General features: G+C 55.8%; 12 protein-coding genes and 1 pseudogene. 9 read left to right on the forward strand and 4 right to left on the reverse strand.

The annotated features are described in order from the left end of the window. Positions 1-38: 38 nt before the first annotated feature. Both ACIOU6_RS04445 and ACIOU6_RS04450 read right to left on the reverse strand, forming a co-directional pair. Complete coding sequence (locus ACIOU6_RS04445) at positions 39-5,162, reverse strand: NEL-type E3 ubiquitin ligase domain-containing protein (RefSeq protein ID WP_401134173.1); 5,124 nt, start codon at positions 5,160-5,162, stop codon at positions 39-41. 193 nt (positions 5,163-5,355) lie between these two features. Next, positions 5,356-8,502 carry a transglycosylase domain-containing protein gene (locus ACIOU6_RS04450; RefSeq protein WP_401134174.1) on the reverse strand — a complete coding sequence of 1,049 codons (3,147 nt, stop codon included), beginning with the start codon at positions 8,500-8,502 and terminating at the stop codon, positions 5,356-5,358. A 323-nt stretch (positions 8,503-8,825) separates the two neighbouring features. Here ACIOU6_RS04450 and ACIOU6_RS04455 point away from each other — a divergent pair, with 323 nt between their 5' ends. The 9 genes from ACIOU6_RS04455 (at position 8,826) to ACIOU6_RS04495 (ending at position 21,968) form a co-directional block, all read left to right on the forward strand. Next, positions 8,826-12,083, forward strand: coding sequence for a hypothetical protein (locus tag ACIOU6_RS04455; RefSeq protein WP_401134176.1), 3,258 nt, complete (start codon positions 8,826-8,828; stop codon positions 12,081-12,083). Positions 12,084-12,431: 348 nt separating this feature from the next. Then, the gene (locus tag ACIOU6_RS04460) at positions 12,432-13,853 is read left to right on the forward strand and encodes an amino acid permease (protein ID WP_221732136.1); all 1,422 of its coding nucleotides are present in this window, start codon (positions 12,432-12,434) and stop codon (positions 13,851-13,853) included. Between the two features lie 198 nt (positions 13,854-14,051). Beyond that, entirely contained in the window at positions 14,052-14,414 is a 363-nt protein-coding gene (locus ACIOU6_RS04465) for a GtrA family protein (RefSeq protein WP_401134179.1), read from the forward strand. Continuing rightward, positions 14,411-15,880 carry a UbiA family prenyltransferase gene (locus ACIOU6_RS04470; RefSeq protein ID WP_221732134.1) on the forward strand — a complete coding sequence of 490 codons (1,470 nt, stop codon included), beginning with the start codon at positions 14,411-14,413 and terminating at the stop codon, positions 15,878-15,880. The genes ACIOU6_RS04465 and ACIOU6_RS04470 overlap by 4 nt, the downstream gene beginning before the upstream one ends. 87 nt (positions 15,881-15,967) lie before the next feature. Continuing rightward, positions 15,968-17,476, forward strand: a complete 1,509-nt coding sequence (locus ACIOU6_RS04475) for a hypothetical protein (protein WP_401134183.1) — start codon at positions 15,968-15,970, stop codon at positions 17,474-17,476. A 31-nt stretch (positions 17,477-17,507) separates the two neighbouring features. Beyond that, the gene (locus tag ACIOU6_RS04480; RefSeq protein ID WP_401134185.1) at positions 17,508-18,824 is read left to right on the forward strand and encodes an FAD-binding protein; all 1,317 of its coding nucleotides are present in this window, start codon (positions 17,508-17,510) and stop codon (positions 18,822-18,824) included. Then, entirely contained in the window at positions 18,821-19,561 is a 741-nt protein-coding gene (locus ACIOU6_RS04485) for an SDR family oxidoreductase (RefSeq protein ID WP_401134187.1), read from the forward strand. The genes ACIOU6_RS04480 and ACIOU6_RS04485 overlap by 4 nt, the downstream gene beginning before the upstream one ends. Next, positions 19,558-20,505 (forward strand): YbhN family protein, encoded by a 948-nt coding sequence (locus tag ACIOU6_RS04490; RefSeq protein ID WP_401134189.1) that lies wholly within the window; start codon positions 19,558-19,560, stop codon positions 20,503-20,505. The genes ACIOU6_RS04485 and ACIOU6_RS04490 overlap by 4 nt, the downstream gene beginning before the upstream one ends. 41 nt (positions 20,506-20,546) lie before the next feature. Next, positions 20,547-21,968 carry a glycosyltransferase family 39 protein gene (locus ACIOU6_RS04495; RefSeq protein ID WP_401134192.1) on the forward strand — a complete coding sequence of 474 codons (1,422 nt, stop codon included), beginning with the start codon at positions 20,547-20,549 and terminating at the stop codon, positions 21,966-21,968. Positions 21,969-22,018: 50 nt separating this feature from the next. Here ACIOU6_RS04495 and ACIOU6_RS04500 read toward each other — a convergent pair whose 3' ends face one another. Together ACIOU6_RS04500 and ACIOU6_RS04505 are read right to left on the reverse strand one after the other, a co-directional pair. Further along, positions 22,019-23,638 carry an FMN-binding glutamate synthase family protein gene (locus tag ACIOU6_RS04500; RefSeq protein WP_221732127.1) on the reverse strand — a complete coding sequence of 540 codons (1,620 nt, stop codon included), beginning with the start codon at positions 23,636-23,638 and terminating at the stop codon, positions 22,019-22,021. 83 nt (positions 23,639-23,721) lie between these two features. Then, positions 23,722-23,886 (reverse strand): annotated as a pseudogene (locus tag ACIOU6_RS04505) (LuxR C-terminal-related transcriptional regulator); the annotation flags it as partial. Between the last annotated feature and the right edge of the window lie 17 nt (positions 23,887-23,903).

Below are 23,903 nucleotides of genomic sequence, written 5' to 3' on the forward strand. Positions count from 1 at the left end.
TGGCCAGCCCCGGGTTCAGGGCTGGCGCCTTGCGAGGGTCAATGGCCGATGCTGATCAACGCTTCGCGGGTCAATTGTCTGGACAGTTCGTTACGCGAATAACCGATATTGTTCAGCAGTCGGTCGTACCGCGCCTGACTCATGGCCTCGCCGCTGAAAATATCCGCGTGGGGAATGTTCAGTTGATCGGCCAGGGTTTCCATCTTTCGTATCAACGGGTTCATCTGAGTCTGCGCGTTGGCATTGGCGTACTCCGCTTGTGCCAGGCGCAACTCATCCAGCAGGCCCGGTTTTTCCTCGAACCGCAGATCATTGCGCTCATATTGTGTCGGATGGGTTTTGCGCAAATGGCGTTCCCAGAAATCATCCCCGTTAGGGTCAATCATGCCGTCGACCAGTCCGTTGCCGCTTTCGCGCAGCTTGAACGAGTCATAGGCCGCGTCGATCTTCGCCTGGGTAACGCCTGATCGCTGCTGGTAAAGCATGCCTTTTGATTGCCAAGGCAGCTCCAGCCGTTCCGCCAACCCGGTTTCATAGGCCATATGGATTTCAAGATCATCCGGCGCGCGATTGTTCGACGGATCGATCAGATGCTGTTGCTCTTGACGGCCGATTTCTTCTCGAGCGATATCGCCGACGATGTTCAGGCGTGCGCGGCTGCGGGCCAGCCTCGCCAGATTGTGGTCAAGCGCAAGGGCCGAGGCCGGCTCGGCATAGGCCCTCGAGACCAGCACTTTGATGCCCATGGAGTTGAACAGATAGGCGCCGCCGTCGCGGCAGCTATCGGGCTCTCTGGCTTGTTTGAACAGTTCTTCACGCAGGTCGGAATCCAGCGCGGCGGCATCGATCATTTCCCAGACACGCTGGGTCAGTTGTTGGCGTGTTTGCGTGTTCTGGTAATCAGCGGTTCGCCTCTGCCGGGCAATGACGGCAAAAAAATCTGCGGAGCCTGGCTCGGCCATCAGATCGTGCCAGGACTCTTCGCGGTACTTGCTCAAAGACGCCGAGGGACCAAACCCGTCCGGTTCACCGGGAAACGATTTCCAGTGGCTTAGTTCGTTTGTGGCGGCCGGAAAATCGGTCTGCACAAAGGCCATGCCGGTGGATTGGCGATAAGTGCCGTAGCGTACCCGAGCCTCATTGGAAAGCTTCGCCGTGTCGAAACGCGCACGACTGAGGATAAAGGCCTGATCGGAACCCGGTGTGACTTCGGGCAGCGTATTGATCGGCGTATGACGCATATCCAGCATGAAACCGCGGGGACGATGCTTGTCCACCGAGCCGACCTTGAACAGGCCCTCGGGCCAGGACTGGATATCGGTATTGGCCAGACTGAGGTCTTTCAAGCGATACATCCGCCCGACATCGGGTGGTTGGCGCAACGGGTTACCGTTCAGGTTCAGTGATCGCAGGCGAATCAAACCGCCAAGTTGTTCATTTGAACGCACGGTCAACTTGATGCGGTTGTCGGTCAGATCCAGACTCTGGAGGTGACGCATTTCTCCGAGGGTGGGAGGGATCTCCGTCAGGTCACACTGACGCGCGCTCAATTCACGTAGCTTGGGGAAACTGCCAAGCACGCCATCGGACGATGTCGAGAAACGCGTTTTATCGAGTTTCAGCGCAGTGATCTGGTCGAGGTGTCTCTTCATCCCGGGCCGCTTGCGCAGATCGCCCCACCAACGATCGAGGTTCGGCCGCGAAAGCGAGCTGGACAGGTCCAGCGAATAGCCTTGCTCTTGAGGGTTGCTGTGCTCGGCATAAGTGTCGTTTTGACGCTCGAAGCACTCAAGCAGCCGTTCCTCGATATGCCTCCCGCCCTCCTGCATGTACTGCGTCGATACTCCGGGGATCGGTTCTCCCGAGCCATCCACATCGGGCGGGTAGCTTTCCCGCCAATTTTGCATCTCTGTGCGCAATTGCTCGCGTTCGCCTTCCAGGTGTTTGATTGCGTCAGTGGGATCACCATTCTTGCGCAGCTTTTCGATGAACACCTTTGCCTGATGCTCAGACATTTTCGGGTACAGCTTTCGGACTTTCTGTTCCGGGGTGTTTTGCGCCCAGGGCCACGGCCATCGGCCTGTCAGCGTTTCGGTTTCAACACTGGCCACTCGACGAATCGGTGGTTCGGCCATCACGCTGCGGCGCTCGGCCGGTTCGGCGGATGTTTCCAACAGCCATTGTTTGAGGCGTTGACCCTGACCGCGCCGGTAGCCCGTTGCCTGCAGTTTTTCGTCAGGCAGGGCATGCAGGATCGACTCGTAGAAGTCGTCGGCTTCATGCAGCGTGCGATTGTTGGCGTCGAGCACTTCATAGCGGCCATGTTCGTCACGAACCAGACGTCTGACGGTGGTTGCATCATCCGCGCCGACGCTGCAGCGCAGCGGGCCGTCGTAGCTGCCGTCGTGCACGTCCAAACGCACATCGGCAAAGGTGTCGGTGTTGAATTTGAGGGTGTTGAGTGCCAGTCGCTCGGTCTCCGGGAGCATCCATTGCTCTTGGAAAAAACCGTTATAGGCGCGGGCGGTGGACGCTTCGAAATCCAGTTCCCGCGCCTGCGCCTTGAGGCGCAGTGGCAAGTGGTTTTCGTCTGCGATACGTTGCAACTCGGCCGGTTTTGCCAGGGCCACGACCTTCTCGGCCAACGGCAACGGGAGCTGCGGGAATGTTTTTTGTACGGCGCGAATATCGGCCTTGTTTGATTTTTCACCCACTTGATACAGGTAATTGGAGACATCTTTCTGGCGCGTGTCGACGGCATCCGCGAGCAGGTTGCGCACCGCTGTTGCCCGGTCGCTGCGAGGGACGTCGCGACCAAGCAGTTGTTTGAACTCAGTATCGTCGAGGAAATTTGCCAACCGTTCCGGCAGTTTGCCCGAGGTGAGATCCGCAAGGCTGATGCTCAGGGTATCGGCATCCGCTGCATTGGCATCGCCGTATGTGCGCGCGTAACCCTGCAGGTCGGCGCTTTCATAAATCTTCAGCGCCTTGGTGCGTGGCCAGCCTGGCTGCCTCGTCAGCAGCGGCTCGAACCAGACGGCCTGCGGGTCGATGGGGCGGCCATTGCGGATGTTCGCACTGGCGACTCGGGCATCGTCATAGGCACTGAAACGCTTGATGGTGTCGGTCAGCAGCGGCGGCGGTGCAGTGTTATCGATATGCATTTGGCGCAGTTGGTTTTCGTGCGTGCCGCTGATCACACGGATCTGTTCCCGTTGCACCGGCGAAAAGCCTTCCACGCTGTGCCCGACACGACGCATCAACGTCGCAAAGTCCCAGTCGCGCGGGTTTTCTATTTCCTGCACCCAGGCACCGTGACCGTTGTGTTCGATGAGCGGTTTATAAGCGTTTGGGCGTGTCGGGTGCTTGATGCGATGGGTCTTGGACGTCGGTTCGCTCGATGCTTTTTCGACCGCGTAGAGTTTACGTTCCAACAGCAAGACCCTTTCATCGCCGTACAAATGCAGGCCATGCTTGTCGGGTTTCGCGTCGGGTGCCAGGTTGATGTCGTTGCGCTCGTAAGGCTTGATGTCGGGATGCCAGAGGCTGGGTTTGCCATTGGGCAGTTTCACCGGTTTCATATCGTCGACCAGCGATGACAGCTTGACGCGAACGACCTCGCCGATTTTTGCGCCCGAGGCAAAGGCTGCCAGTTGAATGACGTCGGTTACCACACTGATCAGATGCTCGCCGGCTTCCAGCGACTGCCCTTGGGCCAGATCGACAATCCCCTCGATAACGTCGGTGGCCAGTTGGTAAGCGGTGTAAGCCAACATCAACTGGCCCAGCACCGGTACAAACGGTGTGACGACCAACAGCGCGACGTTGAGAATGTCCGAGAGCATTTTCTGGAAATTTTCCCACCAGGCCCAGCGTGCCTTGCTGTCAGTGTCGGCGGTGGAGACGGCTAACTCCCGGGCATCATTCAGGATCTTGTTGAACTTTTGTTGATAGAGGTGCCGCCAGTAGTTGCCTTGCAACTGCACACGATCAAATTGCAGGTTCGGGTTGTCCACCGGGTCCTGGCGCCATGGCGGTCGTTGGTCGGTCGGATCCTGGCGCGGGTGATACCGATAAATGAACAGCCGTTGCTCCAGTTCGGCAAAGAAGTGCCCACGCTGCTGCTGATCGACGAAATCGCTGAAGAACTGGCGATACGTTTGCTTGGTTGACTCGATGTATTTGTTTTCGCGCAACTGGCGGGTCAGTTCGTCCTTGAACGCCTTGAGCGAGTCGTACTCCTTGAGCGGATGATCCGGATCATGGGGGACATAGGCGATCACGCGTCGAATCCCGCGGCTGTCGCGTACCGCATCGATGAGCAGGAGAATGCCGGTCAGCCGGGTGCTGAGAATCGACAGGTCGCAGCACAACATGGCGCGGCCATTGAGCAGCAGTTGCGGTTTGTCTTCGGCCAGGTTCAACAGCATTGTGCAGGTGTCGACCTGGATGTCGTTCTTGATCAGCGCCATGTAAGCGGCCGCGGTGAGGGCGTCTTGCTGGCTTTGTATCACCCTGTTTTTCAGAACGGCTTCAGCCACCGGCTCGCCGGGCAACAGGTACCTGTGCAAATGCTTTTCATAATGAGCGCCGATGTCCAGATCCCGGCATAGCGTCTGAAACTGGGCGATGGACATGCTGTGTCTGATAGGCAAGACGTCGAACAAACCGCGTTCATCGGGTTGGCTGATGTACTCGGAGCCGCGATCAACCGTTTCACTTTTGGCGAAGTTGTGTAGCGCGGCGTCCAGCAGGGAAACCGTTCGACTGGTCACTCCGCCCGAGAGCTTGATCGTGTACCAGGGCTGGTCTTTGGGCATGTACAGGCGCAGGTAGGTTTTCTTGACATCGAGTTCCAGGCCATGGCGCCGTTTGATTGCGGCCTTGAGCAACGGCTCGGCGAAGGCATGCAGATCGGTTTTCGCCATCAGGTGGTCAACCGGGTTTTGTGAGGCCCAGGCCTTGAGATTGGCGGCAGCGAGCTTTTCCAGCCAGGTGTCTGGCGCCTTCAAGTACCAGGGTTCGATCTTCAGTGGCACGGCTGCCAACGCTTGGCCCCGGGCAACGGTGGCGCCTTTGAAACTGTCGCTGACGGCGGACTTGATGAATTCGTAGTGCCGACCTTTTTCTGCGTTTTCGGCAGACTCGGGTATGGGAGACATGGCCAATCATCCTTGATTGTTTGAGGAGTGATCAGCCTACCGGCGCAAGGGCAAAACAAAAGTTCAAAGTTCAGGCGGCAAACGGCGCTGTGGGGCATCAACCCGACGAAAATTCGAATTCGAAAAATACATAAGTACCACCCGCTGCGAAGAAAAAACGTCACGCTGAATCGGAAACGACTGACACGATTTGTTACCTCGTCTTCAGACGTACCGGATTGATCATCGCAACGTTTGTACTCTGTGCGGGGTGGCATTGCAGGTCGCTGCCCGGTTGCAGATACGGCGTGAGAAACGGTGCCATGCCCTTGAGCACCTGTACTGGCAAGGCTGAAGTGAATTTGAAGTTCTCGGCCGAAGGCCCCGGAACGAACGCGGTAAGGGTGCCGAAATGGTGATCGCCGATGTAGAACACGAAGGTCGCCGTACGGTTGATCGACTTCGAACTGAGGATGCGTCCGCCCGAACCGATGGCCTCGATGCGGTTATCGCCCGTACCCGTTTTGCCACCCATGGCCAGCGGACTGCCATCCGCCAGTTTGAAACTGCCGGAAACACGTTTGGCCGTACCGGCGTCGACCACCTGTGAAAGCGCTTCACGCATGGCGGTGGCAACTTCCGACGGCATCACCCGTTTGCCAACATGCGGGTCATTGATCAGCCGCGTTTCATAAGGCGTGTCGGCGGCAAAGTGCAGGCTGTCGATGCGCAGGGTCGGCATGCGCACGCCATCGTTGAGAATGGTGCCGATCAACTCCGCGAGCGCTGCCGGACGGTCGCCGGAGCTGCCGATGGCGGTGGCCAGCGATGGCACCAGATGATCGAACGGGTAGCCGACTTTTTTCCAGCGCTGGTGAATCTCCAGGAAGGCTTCGATCTCGAGCATGGTGCGGATGCGGCTGTCACGGGCGCCCTTGTGTTTGCTCTTGAACAGCCAGCTATAGACTTCCTGACGTTCGAAGTGGCTGGCCTTGACGACCTGACTGAACGTCGCGTCCGGGTTGTTCAGCAGGTAACCCATCAGCCACAGATCCAACGGGTGAACCTTGGCGATGAAGCCCTGGTCCGGGAGGTCGTAGCGGCCCGGGCCATAAGCGTCATAGAGCCGGATCAGGCGATCGTCGGTGAGTTTTACAGTGAGCTTGGCGTCCTTGAGGTGCGAGCGCACGAAGCGGTTGAAGTCTTCCTGAGTCGCGTTCGGCAACAGGTAACGGTGCACGGCGGCCATGCGGATCGGGGTCGGACGCATGCTGTCAAGGAAGGTTTCGAGCCGCGCCTGGGTGTCTTTGTTTTTGTACCTCTTCCAGAACTTGAGCAAGAACGATGTACCTTCACGGTCGGCAAAGCTCGCCAGGTATTCCTGACGCCTTGGGTCGCGGTCGTCCTTGAGCAGTTCGGCGCTGCTGTTGGGACCGGAGTAAGTGGTGTAACGCACCACATCGCGCATCAGACGAATGAACGGCAGGTTGATCGACTCGCGCAGGGCGTCGCGCAGGGTCGGCATGCGGCCGTTGTCTTCCTTGCGAAAGTTATGAAAAACGTGCAACCCGCCACCGGTGAAAAACGCCTCGCCGGGGCTGGCCGAGTATTTGCGGTCCAGCGCTGCACCGAGCATTTTCGAGAGGTCGTGGTCCTTGTTCTGGATCAGGTAATCGATGACCCATTGGCTGAGGCGATCCTGGTCGGGGACGTCGACCTTTTTCAGTTCCGGTACGCTCAGCGCACCGTACTTGTCGTGCAACTCGGCGATGATTTGCAGGTACGTGGTGAGCACACGCATCTTCGCCGTCGAGCCCAATTCGAGTTTGCTGCCTTCGTTGATGTCGAAGGGCTGGTCGGTGCTGTCGGTCTGCACCCGCACTCGCGAGCCGTCGGGGGTGAGTTCGAGCAAGGTGAAGCTGTAGCGCACCTGAGCAGTGCTGACAGGCGTCAGCAGCCGTTCACCGAGCAGGCCGATTTCAGCGGCGTAGGCCGGGTCGGCGAGTTTTTTCAGGTAAGCGGTGACCTGGGTTTGCAGGTCGCCTTGCAGCGTGCTGGTGGCCGAGAGGTCGAGGCGGTCAAGGTCGTACAGCGAACGATTGAGCATCGCGGCCAGGCGGCTACGAGCAGCGTTGATACCTTTGTTGGTTTCAATCGGCTGAAGAGTGGGCTGGGTCTGCCAGTCGCGATAGCTGACCTGGCTGGCCAGTGCGGCATCGGCGAGTGCGGTGTCGATCACGCCGTTCTGCTTGAGCAGGCGCAAATGGCTGTCGGTGAGATCGGCGAGTTCTTCGTGGCCCTTGTTCAGGTAATGGGAGGGACGACGCTGGGCGATCATCAATGACAGCATTTCACGCAAGGCCAGGCCTTTATCAGCCATGGTTTTCGGGTCGGTCGCCGGGCTGTTCAACTGTTCGTTGGCCTTATTGAAGTCGCTGCCGTACCAGACCCGCAACCCTTCGGCCATGCCATGGACTTCACCGTGGCCAGGCACGGCCGACAGCGGCACGCTGTTGAGGTAATCACGAACGATGTTCTGCCGCGCGGTCAGGGTTTGCGGGCCGTCCTGATAGGCGCGCACGCTGGCGGAGATCATCTGGCGAAGCTTCTCGGCGCCGGACACCGTCAGGCCATCGGGTGAATGCCGGTACTTTTCGAGTTGCGTCGCCAGCGTGCTGCCACCCGCCGATTGCCCGGGCAAGTGCAGCAACTTCGCCACTTGCGACCACGCGGCCATGCCGAACCTCGGCCAGTCCACCGCCGGGTTGGTCATCGGTTGTCTGGGGTCGAGCAGAAAGCGGTTTTCAATGAACAGCAGGCTGTTGACCACCGCCGGCGGAATCGCGGCGAAACTCGAATACAACTGCTGTGGATAGTTGTACTGATACAGCGGCGCAGCGCGGCAGTCGGTGATCGAGAGTCCGGCCTGAGTCTTTTCCGCATAGGGCACGAACATGCCCTTGCCGGTATAGCTGAGCAGCGCCGGCGAGAAGCGGGTCTGCTCGGTGATCACGTAATCGCGTTTGAGCAGGCGCGGCAGGAGTTCATCGAGCGAGCTGTAACCCAGGCGCAAATCGAATGGCCCATTGCCGGGGTAGCGAATCGCTTCGCTGGGACCAGGTTCAAGCTTGTAGGTCAGTGAGGCTGCGTAGCGGCTGAGTTCATGGGCCTGGAAACGCGAGGTGCGCATTTCCTTGGCCGCCGCCAGCCCGACCACGATCAGGATAATCAGCAGCAACAACCAGAATGCCTTCCACCCATGCCGGTTGCGGCGGTTTTTTTCAGGGACAGGCGCTTCATCATCCACACGGTCAGTCGGAACCACGGCTTTACTCGAGTCGGTTTGCCACAAAGCGCCCATAGTCGATTGATCCATTCACGCAGATTGATCGGACTTGTCTGAAGCTTAGACGGTGGTGGGCGACAGGAGGGAAATTGTGAAGCGAGCACGGACCAAGAGGCGCGATGAGGGGGCCAGACGCCAGGCGGACTCTTGCGACTTTTTGTGGCGCGTGAGTGCAGGAGGAAGTTGCTGATTGTTAAAAGGTTATTCAAATAAGCTGAAGTGTGTAAGTGGATAGTGCTTTTGTTTGGTAATACATAAGGTTAGTAACGGTTTTCGGTTTTTTATTTGAAGGCGCCTGTTGTTTACTTTTGCTTCGTTTATTTATCAAGGAAGATTGTATGATCGAAGCAAATGATGTTGTGGTGGATGCTGGTTCGGTGTCTGCCAGTTATGAAAGCCAACTTGAGTCTGCAAGGCTTGAAGCTGAAAGTGTCTCGCCGTCTGCACTTGGCGACTTGGGTGGCGCCTTGTCCTGGCCGATGCCATTGAGTACTGATCAGCAGAACGAAGTGCTGAGCGCTGTTCAGCTTTATATCGAAGGTCTTGATGAACTATGGAAGCCAGGGCAACAACTGCTGGAGCATTTGTACCTGCACCATCCGCTTGACAGTAAAACATTAGGGAATCCTGCCAAGGCACTGGAAACACTCATTGCCAGCGCTCGCGGGCAAGCGCTTGGGATGGCGGTACAAACCCGTTTGAAAGGCATTTCCACGGACGCCAGCATCACCGAATACGCATTGGCCGCCATTCACTTGAATCTTGATCCGTTGTCTATTGAAAACACTCAACGCAACAGCGTCGCGGGTTTTGATCTGGCCAGTCGTCAACATTGGGGGGAACCGGTTTCGGCGGTGTTCAACAAACTACGTGAACACTTGATCAAAGAACTCATCAGCGGCCCTGAAATGGCCGGGTTAGGCGCCTACGCATTGTTGGCAAGGAATGCCCCTCTGTTCCTGATCAAAGACATCCCGGATGGCGTCAAGTACGGCGGTGCGGCGTGGTTCAACCTGGCCGTGGCCGCTGCGACGATCGAAGCTCAATGTCCGGGGAAGCTCGCGAATATGACCTTTGCCCAGGTCATGATCTGCGCTGAAAGTGCTGCTATGACCGATCCGGCCGTTACCCGGTACGCCCAGACCATCGCGCTGATCGATTGGGGCGTTGTCCATGTGGCCGTAGAAAAGAAAGACGATGAACGCTACACCGAAGTAGAACTTGGTGAAATAAAAGAACAGTTCAATGCTCAATTTATCGACCGGCTCAATACGCCAGTGTTGTTGAAAAGTGTGTTTTCAAGTCGCCAAAGCATTGCGCTGGCCGGGCTTGAAAAAGAATTTGGCAAAGACTTTCCGTTTGAACATGCCGCGCTTGAATGGGACAGCTCGTTAAAAGTGTTAAGTCATCTCGCGCCCGTGCCGAGTGATGTGCTAGGGCCGCAGGGCAAGTACTCGTTGCTGGACGTTGCAATGATGGATGGCAATTATCGATGGAAATCCAGCGACAAACTTCTGAACGCTGTTATTCACGACATCAACGAACTGAACCTTCGCGTGCGGGAGACTTTCAGGAAGCAGTTTGCAACGACACTGAGCAACCTCAAGGAAGGTGCCCGGTTAACCGTAAAACACCTCATATCCGAGTTGCCGCTGGAAGACCGAGAAAACCTCGAATATGGAAAAATCGATTTCTATCAACACAAGACCTACAAGCTGAGTACGAGCTTTTTTGGCAGAAACCTGACGTACACCAGTCCAACACTGACATTGAGAGTCGAGCGGGGAACGGGAAAAAAAGTAAGTGTGTATCACATTGACTTGGGGGCCGACTCGATCAAAAAAAGTGGTTCTGACCCTGCCCAGGTGGCCGAACGAACCAACGTGAATGTTCCGAGCACCGTGTACACCACTGAACCTTTTTATGTCGCTGATGAATCGGTCGCTGCGAAGCTCAAGCAAGGCAACGAGACGCAGGCCTTGCCTCCCAAAAGTTATTCCAGCGAGAGAACCCTGACGATTGCTGATGCCTTCGTTGAGCATCTTGATTACGACAGCGAGAAGATTCTGAACGCTGCGCAGGGGCAGACGACGTATGACAAAGAATTGGCAGCCATGAAATCCCGCATGGAGTTTTTGCTCAACCTGATTCCCTTCAAATCCGCCATTACCCATTTTGTAGAGGGTAACTATGTAGACGGCGCCATTGATCTGTTCCTCGACGTATTGGGATTCGTCACCGCAGGCGTGGGTGCCGCAGCAAAGTTGGCACAAGTGGGGGCCAGGACGGCTTCGGCAATCAGCAAAGCGCTCAAGGTAGCGAAAATCATAGGGGCCGTTGTCATCGGCGAACTCAACCCGGTGAGTGGTATAGCGGCAGGCGTGCAGTTACTGGGTCGGGGGATCAAGTTCGTGGGCGTTAAAGGGCTGCACCAATTGAACAGACTTCGGGCGTCTGCGAGCGGGTATGACTTGCTGCTCGGAGTCACTAAGGCGCACGGGCCGACAGTGCTGGGCACCTTCAAAGTGGGTGAGCAAAGTATCGAGGGCGTGGGGGTGTTGAAAAATGACAGTTGGTACCCATACAACCTGGACACCCGCAGGCTTTATGGTCCGCCGGGCAATTTCACGCCTCAACGTTTTTGCTGGGGTGGAACCTTGGGCGGTGAGGCAAACTCCCGTATCTATTTGAATTTTCATAACAATGTTGAATTTGCACGGAACAGGAATAATCTTCGAGCCTTTGAACGTGGTTATACGCAAGGGAATGTAATCGTAATCGATGGCTACACACCTGGAATGAAATTTGATGAGTTGATTGAATTGGTATCAGAGCCTGGTCTCAAGCCTGAAGAAATAGGGGCTTTGACAAAGGAAATAAAAACCAAAATTCTGAACGACGCTCGTTATAGTTCAAACCTTCTTGCCGCGGATTTGAAGGGTTTGGCTGTCGAGGTCGTTCCTGTTTCGCAGGGGCATTATCTGGCTCACGTCAATATGGTTTCCAGAGGTGAGTGTGCAGGACTCTCAAATGCCATGGCTTATGCTATTCACCATGGAAACGAAGACATACTGCTGAAAAATATTCCCAGAGCTGCCCTGGCGAAAGAAGCGCCTGGATCCACCGAATTTATCTGCGACATGACGGAGTTTCACAATACGGTGAACAATAAGGAATCTTTTCATATGGGCGCAGCCAAGAAGAAAATGGATGCCGACGAAATTATCGATGCACTGGAAAGTTCTCCTGATTCGAAAACACTCAGGCTGGCCTCAAAAGACCATGCAATGCTTGCAGGTATAAGAGTCAGGAACGGTAGACCAGAGTGGTTCTTTTACGAGCCTAACTCTGGATTTGCGAAGTTTTCCAGCCCCGAATCCATGAGGCAGGGCATGCATAAAGTACTGGAAAGCGGAGCGCTGGCCGCGACGTTAAACACCTATGGAAGAAAGCGGGGTGGTCGTGACTTCAATGTCAGTGAATTTGATCCCGCCGATATTGATAACAGTTCCATTAGCCGCAACCGCGTTGAGAATCTTTCGTCTGTTGAACTGCCTGATCCAGAAGAACTGGTCACGGTTCAGACCCTCCATTAAAGCGTTCGTCAAGGTTCTCCGACCTGGACAAAAACGCCAGACGAAAAGACGACGCACCAAGGTTGTGCAATACTCGCCGCCGTTTTCGGTGGCGAGTTTTCCTACATTTGCCAGTTGATCCGCCGGGTCTACTGGTATTTTTGCGACAACTCCCGCTGAATCTTGTGGTTTATAGAGTGAAAAGACCTACGACAAGGTTTTTATACTGACGCCCCGCTGATCTTGCAGGCTGTCCTGCAAGACGCGTTTGCCCACGAAGCAGACGCGGTTTTCAACGAGCCAAGGCTAATCGGCCAACGCTTGAACACTCGGTGGCCATATCCAATAACAAGACGAGGTTGCACCCCTATGCCAGTTGGCAATCACCTGCCTCACGGCGAAACCGCTCAGGGCGGTCCGCTTAAACGCGAACTCGGCGAACGGCATATTCGGCTGATGGCCCTCGGAGCCTGTATCGGCGTCGGTCTGTTTCTCGGTTCGGCCAAGGCCATTGAAATGGCCGGCCCGGCGATCATGCTCTCCTACATTCTTGGCGGTCTGGCGATCCTGGTGATCATGCGCGCCCTCGGCGAAATGGCCGTGCATAACCCGGTGGCCGGTTCGTTCAGCCGCTACGCGCAAGACTACCTCGGCCCGTTGGCAGGCTTTCTCACTGGCTGGAATTATTGGTTCCTGTGGCTGGTGACCTGTGTCGCGGAAATCACTGCCGTCGCCGTGTACATGGGCATCTGGTTCCCCGATGTGCCGCGCTGGATCTGGGCCCTCGCGGCGCTGATCAGCATGGGCTCGGTCAACCTGATCGCGGTCAAAGCCTTCGGTGAATTCGAATTCTGGTTCGCCCTGATCAAGATCGTCACGATCATCGCCATGGTGATTGGCGGCATCGGCGTAATCGCCTTCGGTTTCGGCAACGACGGCGTCGCGTTGGGAATTTCCAACCTGTGGAGCCACGGCGGCTTTATGCCAAACGGCGTGCAGGGCGTGCTGATGTCCCTGCAAATGGTCATGTTCGCCTACCTCGGCGTCGAGATGATCGGCCTGACCGCAGGCGAAGCGAAGAACCCGCAAAAGACCATCCCTGATGCCATCGGCTCGGTGTTCTGGCGGATTCTGCTGTTCTACGTCGGTGCGCTGTTTGTGATCCTGTCGATCTACCCATGGAACGAAATCGGCACTCAGGGCAGTCCGTTTGTGATGACGTTCGAGCGTCTGGGCATCAAGACCGCAGCCGGCATCATCAACTTCGTGGTGATCACGGCGGCATTGTCGTCGTGCAACGGCGGCATCTTCAGCACCGGGCGCATGCTCTACAGCCTGGCGCAGAATGGTCAGGCCCCGGCCGGTTTTGCCAAGACGTCCAATAACGGCGTGCCGCGTCGCGCATTGCTGCTGTCGATTGGCGCACTGCTGCTGGGTGTCTTGCTCAACTATCTGGTGCCGGAAAAAGTCTTCGTCTGGGTGACGTCGATTGCCACTTTCGGCGCAATCTGGACCTGGGTCATGATCCTGCTGGCCCAGCTCAAATTCCGCAAAGGCCTGAGCGCCAGCGAACGTGCCGCCCTCAAATACAAGATGTGGCTGTACCCGGTCAGTTCGTACTTTGCGTTGGCGTTTCTGGTGCTGGTGGTCGGCCTGATGGCGTACTTCCCCGACACCCGCGTGGCGCTCTATGTGGGCCCAGCATTCCTGGTGGTGCTGACGGTGTTGTTCTACGTGTTCAAGCTGCAACCGACCCAGGTGTCGCAAGGCGCGGTGCGTTCGGCTTCGTAAGTGAAGGACGTTGAAACGGCGAAGCCCCGGTCGAGAGATCGGGGCTTTTTTATTAGGGCGGCGCGGTCGCTGCACGGATGAAATACGTATAACCGTTGGTCGGAATAACCCTCGTACCTGTAATTTCTGACAGTAGACCGCCCCTGCGCCATGGCCTAGCTTGAAGACCCGACAAGTCGGAGTCAGCAAGGAACGGACATGAAAGGATTCTCCGCAACCGGCGTGATCGGCTTTGCAGATGCGCTGATCCACTGGCAAATATTTTTCGTGCTCTGCACCGCGGTCGGCCTCGATCAGGCATCCAGCAATTTTGCGGCGTTTTGCGTGGCCGCTGCGTTCTCGTTTTACGTGAACGCGCTTTACACGTTCGAGAGAGAAACGTCGGTGTTCGCTTACCTGATGTTTGTCGGCGCAATGGGCGCGGTGAGTTTCGGCGTGGGCGTGATTGCCGATGCCTGTCATCTTCCCGGCTTGGTGACGGTGGCTTCTTTTTCACTGATGAATATTTTGTTGGGGTACTGCTTTTTCCGGTTTGTGCTCTTTCGGGAGCGTCGGATATGAACGTATCAGTGACTGATTGCCTTCCAGCGTCCGAGTCTCGTGTGACTTCACAACCTTTCGTGGTCGACCTGGACGGCACTCTCCTCAAGTCCGATTTGCTGTTCGAATGCGCAATGGCCTTTGTGCGCAGCAAGCCTTTGCAATGTCTGAAACCGCTGGCCTGGCTCACTCATGGCAAAGCGTATTTGAAAGAGCAGTTGGCGCAATCAACGGACATCGATGTCGCGACCTTGCCCTACGATCCCGACGTACTCTGGATGATTGAGGCGCAACGCAACAGCGGCCGAAAAATAGTCCTCGCTACGGCCAGCCACTACTCATTGGCAGTGCGCATTGCCGAGCACCTTCAGGTGTTTGATGAGGTGTTGGGGACGACGCTTGAGCGCAACCTGTCAGGGGCGCACAAACGTGATGTGCTGGTGACGTTGTACGGTGAGGAAGGGTTCGACTACGTCGGTAATTCATTCGACGATCTGCCGATATGGCGCTCCGCCAGGCATGCCTATGTCGTCAATCCGTTCCCGGGCGTCGAGCGTGCCATTCGGCACCTGGGCAACATTGCTCAGGTGATCCGCTCTGACGCGACGACATTCAGGAGTTGGTATAAAGCCTTGCGCATTCATCAATGGGTGAAGAACGCGCTGATTTTTGTCCCTCTGCTCGCCGCCCATCAACTGGCCAATCCACTGCCGCTTTGGCACGGCGTGCTGGCTTTCGTGTTTTTCGGATTGTGTGCATCGGGTGTCTACGTCCTCAATGACCTGCTCGATCTTGCCGATGATCGCAAGCATCCAACCAAGCGCCATCGACCCTTCGCCAGTGGATCTTTGTCGATCAAGTCCGGGTTGATGGTTTTTCCTTTGCTCTTGCTGGTGTCCTTCACGGGCGCCTGGGTTTGGCTGCCTCGCTCATTCGTGGCGGTGCTCGCCTGCTATTACGTGCTGACACTGATTTATTCACTGGTGTTGAAGCGGCTGATGGCGCTCGACGTGATTACCCTGGCGCTGCTGTACACCCTGCGCATCATTGCCGGTGGCGCCGCTTTTGAACTGGAATTGACTGGCTGGATGCTGGCCTTCTCCATGTTCATGTTTTTGAGTCTGGCGCTGGTCAAACGCTATGCCGAACTGTTGGTCGCCCTGCACAGTGGCATCACCGGGAAAACCGGTGGCCGGGATTACTTTCCCGCCGATCTGGCCATGCTTTCATCATTGGGCGCTGCGTCCGGTTATCTCACCGTCATGGTGCTGGCGCTGTACATCCATGACAGCGCGACCATCGCGCTCTATGCGCATCCACGATGGATCTGGCTTGCCTGCCCTGTGTTGCTGCTGTGGATCACCCGGATCTGGCTGCTGACCCATCGCGGCCGAATGAATGACGACCCGGTGGTGTTCGCACTGCGCGATCGCTTGAGTCTGGCGATGGGGGCGGTGTTCTGCCTGATTTTCTGGGCGGCGGCATGAAACGGATCAACCAACGAACAAAGTGCCTAAGGCGATTGACAGGTCTGTTTGGGGATTCATTAATCGGGTTCGAAAAGGACTTCGCCAATGAGTGAAATAAACACCCATGTTTGCGCACGCTCACTTGTGAGCGCTTCAGGGCTATCGACTGCCCTATTGGTTTTTTTTGTACCGACAGGTTTGTTGTTTCTATCGATCCTGGTCATGAACCATGGTGTGATGATTTATACGCTGGATGATCCTTATATCCATATGGCGCTGGCCAAACATATATGGGCTGGGCATTACGGCATAAACGCTGGAGAGTATTCCGCTCCATCCTCAAGTATTATATGGCCTTTTATGCTCGCGCCTTTTTCAATGTGGGGGCGTGCGTTTTTTTATGTGCCGTTGGTGATCAATGTTGTTTTTGCGTTTCTGACATTTCTGTTGGTGGTTGATTTGTTGAAGCGTCTGAGATGTCAGTTTCCTCTGGTGGTGACGTGTGGGCTTTTTTTTTCAATAAATATTTTCGGGCTGATTTTTAACGGGATGGAGCATAGCCTGCAAGTTTATCTGACGAGCTTGATTGCCGCCGGCATGGTGCGCAAGGAGTTTATTGAAGAGACAAAGTTGCCAAATATTCTCTACCTGGCGATTTTTTTACTGCCATTGGTACGCTACGAAGGTTTGGCGATTTCATTGCCCACATTGGTTTATCTCTTGTTGAATGGTGAACGCAGCAGACCATTGTATTGCGGTATCGCGATACTGCTGGCCCTGGCATCCTTCAGCTTTTTCCTGAACAGCCTGGGGCTGGGGTTATTACCCTCTTCGGTACTGGCAAAGTCGGATATTTCTGGCCTGCAATCCCTTGCCGAACATGCGCTGGATCAATGCAGGCAAGGTGGGTGGGTTATCTTCGCCGTCTTGATGTTCTGCTGGTATTACTCAGGTAGAACGTCGCTGATCATGCTGCTGTTAAGTGTCACTCTATGTCATACACTATTTGGCAAGACGGGGTGGTACGGTCGATATGAGATTTATTGGCTTGCTTTTATTGCCATGTTTTTTCTAGCGGCCTGTAGCAGGCATCTCAGTGATCGCTGCATGGTGATGGTTTTCAGTTGTTTGCCATTGGCCTTTACTGGGCTTTTTTACGTGACGTTGAGTACCCCATGGGCGTCGGCGAATATCAATAACCAGCAATACGTAATGTCAAAGATTGCCTCTCGGTTGAATGAGCCGTTGGCAGTTAATGATCTCGGGCTTGTTTCATTGGCGACCGATCAATATGTATTGGATCTTGGCGGTCTGGCGAGTTATGAGGCGTTGCAATTGAAGCGCGCGGAAAGCAACTCGCTTTGGATTGGCGCTTTGATGAAGCAACACAATGTTAAATACGCTTTTATTTATGATGGCTGGTTCCGTCAGCGGCCCGCGAATTTTATAAAGATTGCCCGTCTGAAACTGGCTGTTCCGAATATCACTTCAGCGCAGGACTCTGTCTCTCTATATGCCGTGGACGCTGCATCCGCTGACAAGCTTAAGTCGGTGCTGACGGAGTTTCGTGCGCTGAATTCGAGCGATAAGTTTGAGATCAACTATGTCGAGTAATTCAGCGAAAGCCGGTTATGAACGAGCACGCGTGGCCTTGTCACTCTCGTCATGGGGCAATTTCCCCTTTGCCCCGCAAAACGGCCACCCCTGCCACTGGCAAACTGACGTCGGATCGCAGTGGCAGCGGTTGATCGAAACCCACGGTACAACGTTGCCGTTCGGCAATGGCCGCAGCTATGGCGACAGCTGTCTGGCCGTCAGTGATCATGTGTTGCAGTTACGTCCCTTGAGTCGCTTCATCGAGGCTGACTGGGAGAACGGTGAGATTTGCGCCGAGGCCGGAGTGACCTTGGGCGAGATTTTGCTGCTGTCTATCCCCCATGGCTGGTTTTTGCAGGTCACACCCGGGACGCGGCATGTCACGCTGGGCGGAGCCGTGGCCAATGATGTACACGGCAAGAACCATCACCGGTGCGGTACGTTTGCCCATTCGGTGGTGAGTTTTGGTTTACACCGATCCATGCAACCGCCGATGGTCTGTTCCCCGACAGAGAATCCCCAGTGGTTTGCCGCCACCCTGGGTGGCCTGGGCCTGACGGGGGTCATCACTTGGGTGAAGATCCGTCTGCGCAAGATCCAGTCCAGTCTGATCGACACCACGCGGGTTCGTTTTGAGGGGCTGAATGACTTCTTTGCCTTATCCGCCGAGATGGATGCCCGCCACGAATACAGCGTTGCATGGATCGACTGTCTGGCCACTGGCAATGCGCGAGGGCGCGGTGTTTTTACCGCTGGCGATCATCGCGAAACGGGTGCACTTCAGGCCGCAGTACCGCGTTCGCTGCACATGCCGATTCGGCCACCGGTGTCGCTGATCAATCCGCTCACTTTGAAACTGTTCAACCGTCATTACTGGCAGCGACAACCGGCCAGCAGACAATATCGGACGGTCGCCTACAGTCCGTTTTTCTATCCACTGGATGGCATCGAACACTGGAACCGCATCTACGGACGCAAGGGCTTCCAGCAGTTTCAGTGTGTTTTGCCAAGCTCGGTGGCGCAAGCAGCCTTGTCCGAGCTACTCAATTCCATCGCCCGCAGCGGTTCCGGCTCCTTTCTCGCTGTACTCAAGCGCTGCGGCGATATGGCGTCCCCCGGGCTGCTGTCCTTTCCAATGCCGGGCACTTCACTGGCATTGGATTTTGCGCAGAACAATGCCCTGACGAAAAAGCTCTTGCCGCGTCTGGATGCCATCGTCCGCGAAGCGCATGGCCGTTTGTACCCAGCGAAAGACGCCCACATGAGCGGTAGTGATTTTCGCCAAGCCTATCCCGCCTGGGAGCAAGTGGAAGCACTGCGCGACCCGGCCCTGATTTCCCGTTTCTGGCAGCGAGTTCTGCGATGAAAAAAATATTGATTGTGGGCGCCACATCGGCCATTGCCAGCGCCTGCGCGCGACTGTGCGCGGCTGAACGGAGCGAGTTTTTTCTCGTCGCCAGGGATGGGCAAAAGCTGCAGCAAACCTGCGCTGATCTACAGGCCCGAGGTGCGCGAGCGGTGACACCGTATGTGATGGACGTCAGCAATACCGCCGAACACACCGTCATGTTCGAGCGCTGCCTGACGACGTTGCAGACAGTGGATATCTGCCTGATTGCCTACGGCACCTTGCCGAATCAACGTGAGTGCGAACAATCCGTTGAGATGACTGCGAAGGCATTTGCCAATAACGCCACTTCAGTGATTACCCTGCTGACGCTGTTGGCTAATGGCATGGCCGTTCAGCGCCGTGGCACGTTAGCCGTCATTTCATCCGTTGCCGGCGATCGCGGACGCCCTTCCAATTATGTGTATGGCGCAGCCAAAGCGGCGGTTACCGCGTTTTGCGAAGGGTTGCGCGCACGCTTGTTCAAATCGGGAGTGCACGTGATCACTATCAAACCCGGTTTTGTCGATACGCCGATGACTCAAGGGCTGGCGATACCGGCGCTGCTGATTGCGCAACCGGATGCCGTTGCCCGACGAATCGTTTCAGGTATTGAACGCAAGAGGGCGGTGCTTTATGTACCCGGATTCTGGGCGTGGATCATGTGGTTGATTCGGGCCATACCGCAGCCGATTTTCAAGAGGCTGAATCTATGAACCAGGCGCTGATGCTCTCCGGGTGGCGCTATCGGGTGCTGATCGGTTCGGTGGTCTGCTCCGCCCTCGCGTACCTGGCTGTTTCCCTGTGGGGTGGGTGGTCGGCCGTGAGCGCGGCCGTCAGTCGAGTGGGGGGGTGGCAGGGTGGGCAAATCGTCGGGCTGGTTCTACTTGGCTACGGTTTGCGATTTTTGCGTTGGCAGATCTATCTCAATGCCCTGCGCCATCCACTGCCTTGGTGGCCGAGTCTGAAAATCTATCTGGCAGGATTCGCCTTGACCACCACCCCCGGCAAGGCTGGCGAGGCGTTGCGCGGGGTTTTGCTCAGGCGGTGGGACGTGCCTTATCCACACAGTTTTGCCGCGCTGTTCAGTGAGCGCCTGTCGGATTTGCTGGCGATGGTGGCATTGGCCTTGTTCGGCCTGAGCGCGCATCCCGAATGGTTGTCGATGATCGTCGCCTGTCTGGTGCTATTGGCGTGCTGCGTCTTGCTGGTGTCCCGACCAGGTCTTGTCAGTGCCCTTGATCGGCGGGTCGAACAAAGGAGCGGCTGGTTTCCCCGCCTGTTGCGTCATGTCGTTCATGTGTTGCATCAGTCCCACAGTTGCCACACCCCACGTCGCCAGATCGGCGCGACGTTGTTGAGTCTTCTGGCCTGGGGGCTGGAAGCGCTGGCGTTTTACTGGATTCTCAATGCCATGGGCGCGGGTATACCTCTGACATTCGCGATGTTCATTTATGCCGTTTCCATGTTGGCCGGGGCATTAAGTTTTATGCCCGGCGGGTTGGGCAGTGCCGAAGCGGTGATGGTGACGTTACTGGTGTCGGGTGACGTGGCGTTGCCGGATGCGATTGCGGCGACGATGTTGTTGCGGTTGGCGACGTTGTGGCTCGCGGTTGGGGTAGGCGCTGTGGCGTTGTCGAGAATAAAGGTCGATATATAGGGAATGATCAAGTCGCGTGACTAATCAGGAGCAATAAGGGAATGAAGTTTAAATTTGAGAGCAGACCGCTAGCGGTTTATATGTCACTGGTAGCAGCGATGTTGGTAGGGGTTTATTTGCGATTGCGTCATATTGATTCTGGAGGTCTCTGGCTTGATGAGGCCTTTAGTGTTTCGGTCAGTGATCCTGATCATCATTTTGTTGATGTTTATCGCGCGACTTTAAGTGACGTTCATCCCCCGTTTTATCAGATTTTGCTATGGGTCTATTATCATTGCTTTGGCTTTGGGGAGTTTACAGGGCGATATCTGTCAGCTGCCCTCGGTGTGTTATTGATTCCGAGTGTGTTTTTTTTGGGGCGCAAACTGTTTGATCAACAGGTAGGTGTTCTGTTTGCCTGGCTTGTGGCAGTTAATTATTTCCTGATTCGATACTCTAATGAAACTCGCTCTTATGCGCTTTTGGTGTTTTTAACGGTTGTGTCCTTTTGGCTATTTATACGTTGTGTCAGGCAGTCCGGATTTATTGATTTTTTGGGTTATTTTGTTGTTTCTGCCATGTTGATAAATACCCATTATTTTGGTTGTCTGGCGGTGTTTTCTCAGGCGTGTCTTGCACTCTATATGTTGCTGAAAAAAGACCTTGCCCTCGATATTTTTTATAGGTTTTTGGGCGCAGGTTTTTTTACCGTTTTAACCGTCCTTCCGGGGCTTTCGTATACGGAAATGGCCTTCGGTCGCCAAGACTTCTGGATTCGCCCCCCGGGCGAAACTTTTTTCTTTGTTGTTTTTTCTGAATATTTTGGCAATGCATTTTTGGCATTCATGGCGGCAATAATGTTCATTGCCGGATTCGTGTCGCTGACAGTAAGTGAGCGAAAAAAAGAAGCCTTTCGGCTGCTGGCGTTCTGGTTGATGTTAGGTGTGGTGGTGCCGTATGTATGCTCTGTTTATTTTACGCCTGTGACAACCGTTCGAAATTTTATTGTTTTACTGCCGGTTGTATTGTTGTTGATTGCTTTTGCTATCGAGGGTATCGAAGATAAAGCAGTCAGGATGTTAGTGCTTGTGGTGTTTTTATGCTTTTCTGCAACACCGGTGTTTAAGGGCGGCAGTAAATTTGTGCAGGGGCAGAACCCGGCTTTTAATAGTATGCAAATGCGTGAAATTGTCGAGTCGGCTATCAGTAAAGGTCATGGTGTTCCGGTTTATTCGAGTGATGATATTCAGTTTGGAGTGTATTTCAAGTTGCTAGGGTCCCCTGTGCATGTTGGAGATTTCAAAAAACTTGCGTCCGACCTGAACGCTATGCGGTCGCCGGGAAAATTTTATGTTCTGGAAACAACATATATTCCAAGCCTGGAGTCGGATGAGGTTTTTTTAAAGCAGTTCAACGCTGTACTTATCAGCAAGGAAGAACTGAATGAGGTGCGCTTGTTGGAGTTTCGCTCACTGAAACCATAGGCTCGGAGAGGGGCGTACCTACTCAATAGCGTAGGTACGCCAAAGTGCAATTACGGCACTGCCACTTCCATCGGCTCAAAACTGTCTGCCCGCGCCATCTGCCACATCCGCGAGTAAAACTCGCCGTTCACTTCCCCGGTGAGCAATTCCCCCGGCTTCAAAAACACATGCAGTTGCGAGAACAGTTTGATCTCGGTCGCCGACATGCGTCGTACCAGGTGCTTGGCCGACAGTTGCGAAGGGTGTTCCAGTCCGGCCGCTGCGAGCATTTCCGCCAGGGCCTTCAGCGTATTGCGATGGAAATTGAACACGCGCTGCGCCTTGTCCGGCACGACCAGTGCGCGTTGGCGCAAGGCATCCTGAGTGGCGACGCCGGTCGGGCATTTATTGGTGTGGCAGCTTTGCGACTGGATGCAGCCGATGGCGAACATGAAGCCGCGTGCCGAGTTGGCCCAGTCAGCGCCGATGGCCAGCACGCTGGCGATGTCGAAGGCGCTGACGATCTTGCCGCTGGCGCCGAGTTTGATCTTGTCGCGCAGGTTCAGGCCGACCAGGGTGTTGTGGACGAACAGCAGACCTTCGCGCATCGGCACGCCGATGTGGTCGGTGAATTCCACAGGGGCCGCGCCGGTGCCGCCTTCCTTGCCGTCGACGACGATGAAGTCGGGAAGGATGCCGGTTTCGAGCATGGCTTTGGCGATGCCCATGAACTCCCACGGGTGGCCGAGGCAGAACTTGAAGCCCACCGGTTTGCCGCCGGACAGTTCACGCAGTTGCTGGATGAAATGCATCATTTCGATTGGCGTGGAAAACGCACTGTGGCGTGACGGCGAGACGCAGTCTTCGCCCATCATGATGCCGCGAGTCTCGGCGATTTCCCGGGTGACTTTGTGCTTGGGCAGAATCCCGCCGTGGCCGGGTTTGGCGCCTTGGCTCATCTTGATTTCGATCATCCGCACTTGCGGGTTTTGCGCTTGCGTGGCGAAGCGTTCCGGGTCGAAACGGCCGTCGCTGGTGCGGCAACCGAAGTAGCCGCTGCCCAGTTCCCAGGTCAGGTCGCCGCCGTTTTCGCGGTGATACGGGCTGATGCTGCCTTCACCGGTGTCGTGGGCGAAGTTGCCGAGTTTCGCGCCCTGATTGAGTGCGCGAATCGCGTTGGCGCTGAGCGAGCCGAAGCTCATCGCCGAGATGTTGAACACCGACGCCGAGTACGGTTGAGTGCACTGCGGGCCGCCGACGGTGACGCGGAAACTGCTGGGGTCGCTCAACGGCGCCGGGCGCATCGAGTGGCCGATGAATTCGAAACCCGATTGATACACGTCGATCAGCGTGCCGAACGGTTTGTCGGCGCTTTCATTCTTCGCCCGCGAGTACACCAGCGAACGCTGGGCGCGGGAGAAGGGCAGGGCGTCGCTGTCGGACTCGAGCAGGTATTGGCGAATTTCCGGGCGGATGCCTTCGACCAGGTATCGAATGTTGCCCAGGATCGGGTAATTGCGGCGTACCGCGTGCGGGCTCTGCATCAAGTCGAACAGGCCGACCAGGCTCAATACGCCGGTCACGGCAGTGATCGGCCAAAGCCAGTCGTGTTCGAGGAAAGGCAGGCTGGCGAGAGTGAATATCACGCAGACGGCAAAGAAGGCGTAGCGGCTCAGGAGGGACAGGCTCATACGGGTTCCTTGGTTCGGACTCAATGGATGTGGCCCGCCGCAGATTCTCTGTGGCTGCGGGCTTGCTCGTGAAAGCGCTGCAATCAGGCGTTCTGCGCCTGAAGAACAATCGAAAACAGCTCGGCCCGGGAGGTGATCCCCGGTTTGCTGTACCGGTGTTTCTTATGGGCTTTCACGGTTTATACGGCGATTTCCAGCTTACGGGCGAATTCTTTGCTGGAGCAACCGCTGAGCATCAAACGCCCGACGGCGCGGTGGCAGGTGA

Source organism: Pseudomonas sp. NPDC087615, assembly GCF_044743445.1.
In the GTDB taxonomy this organism is placed as follows: domain Bacteria; phylum Pseudomonadota; class Gammaproteobacteria; order Pseudomonadales; family Pseudomonadaceae; genus Aquipseudomonas; species Aquipseudomonas baetica_A.

Coding starts and splice junctions, on each gene's coding strand:
- ACIOU6_RS04445 (WP_401134173.1), bottom strand. CDS start 5,162: ATGTCTCCCATACCCGAGTCTGCCGAAAACGCAGAAAAAGGTCGGCAC.
- ACIOU6_RS04450 (WP_401134174.1), bottom strand. CDS start 8,502: ATGGGCGCTTTGTGGCAAACCGACTCGAGTAAAGCCGTGGTTCCGACT.
- ACIOU6_RS04455 (WP_401134176.1), top strand. CDS start 8,826: ATGATCGAAGCAAATGATGTTGTGGTGGATGCTGGTTCGGTGTCTGCC.
- ACIOU6_RS04460 (WP_221732136.1), top strand. CDS start 12,432: ATGCCAGTTGGCAATCACCTGCCTCACGGCGAAACCGCTCAGGGCGGT.
- ACIOU6_RS04465 (WP_401134179.1), top strand. CDS start 14,052: ATGAAAGGATTCTCCGCAACCGGCGTGATCGGCTTTGCAGATGCGCTG.
- ACIOU6_RS04470 (WP_221732134.1), top strand. CDS start 14,411: ATGAACGTATCAGTGACTGATTGCCTTCCAGCGTCCGAGTCTCGTGTG.
- ACIOU6_RS04475 (WP_401134183.1), top strand. CDS start 15,968: ATGAGTGAAATAAACACCCATGTTTGCGCACGCTCACTTGTGAGCGCT.
- ACIOU6_RS04485 (WP_401134187.1), top strand. CDS start 18,821: ATGAAAAAAATATTGATTGTGGGCGCCACATCGGCCATTGCCAGCGCC.
- ACIOU6_RS04490 (WP_401134189.1), top strand. CDS start 19,558: ATGAACCAGGCGCTGATGCTCTCCGGGTGGCGCTATCGGGTGCTGATC.
- ACIOU6_RS04495 (WP_401134192.1), top strand. CDS start 20,547: ATGAAGTTTAAATTTGAGAGCAGACCGCTAGCGGTTTATATGTCACTG.
- ACIOU6_RS04500 (WP_221732127.1), bottom strand. CDS start 23,638: ATGAGCCTGTCCCTCCTGAGCCGCTACGCCTTCTTTGCCGTCTGCGTG.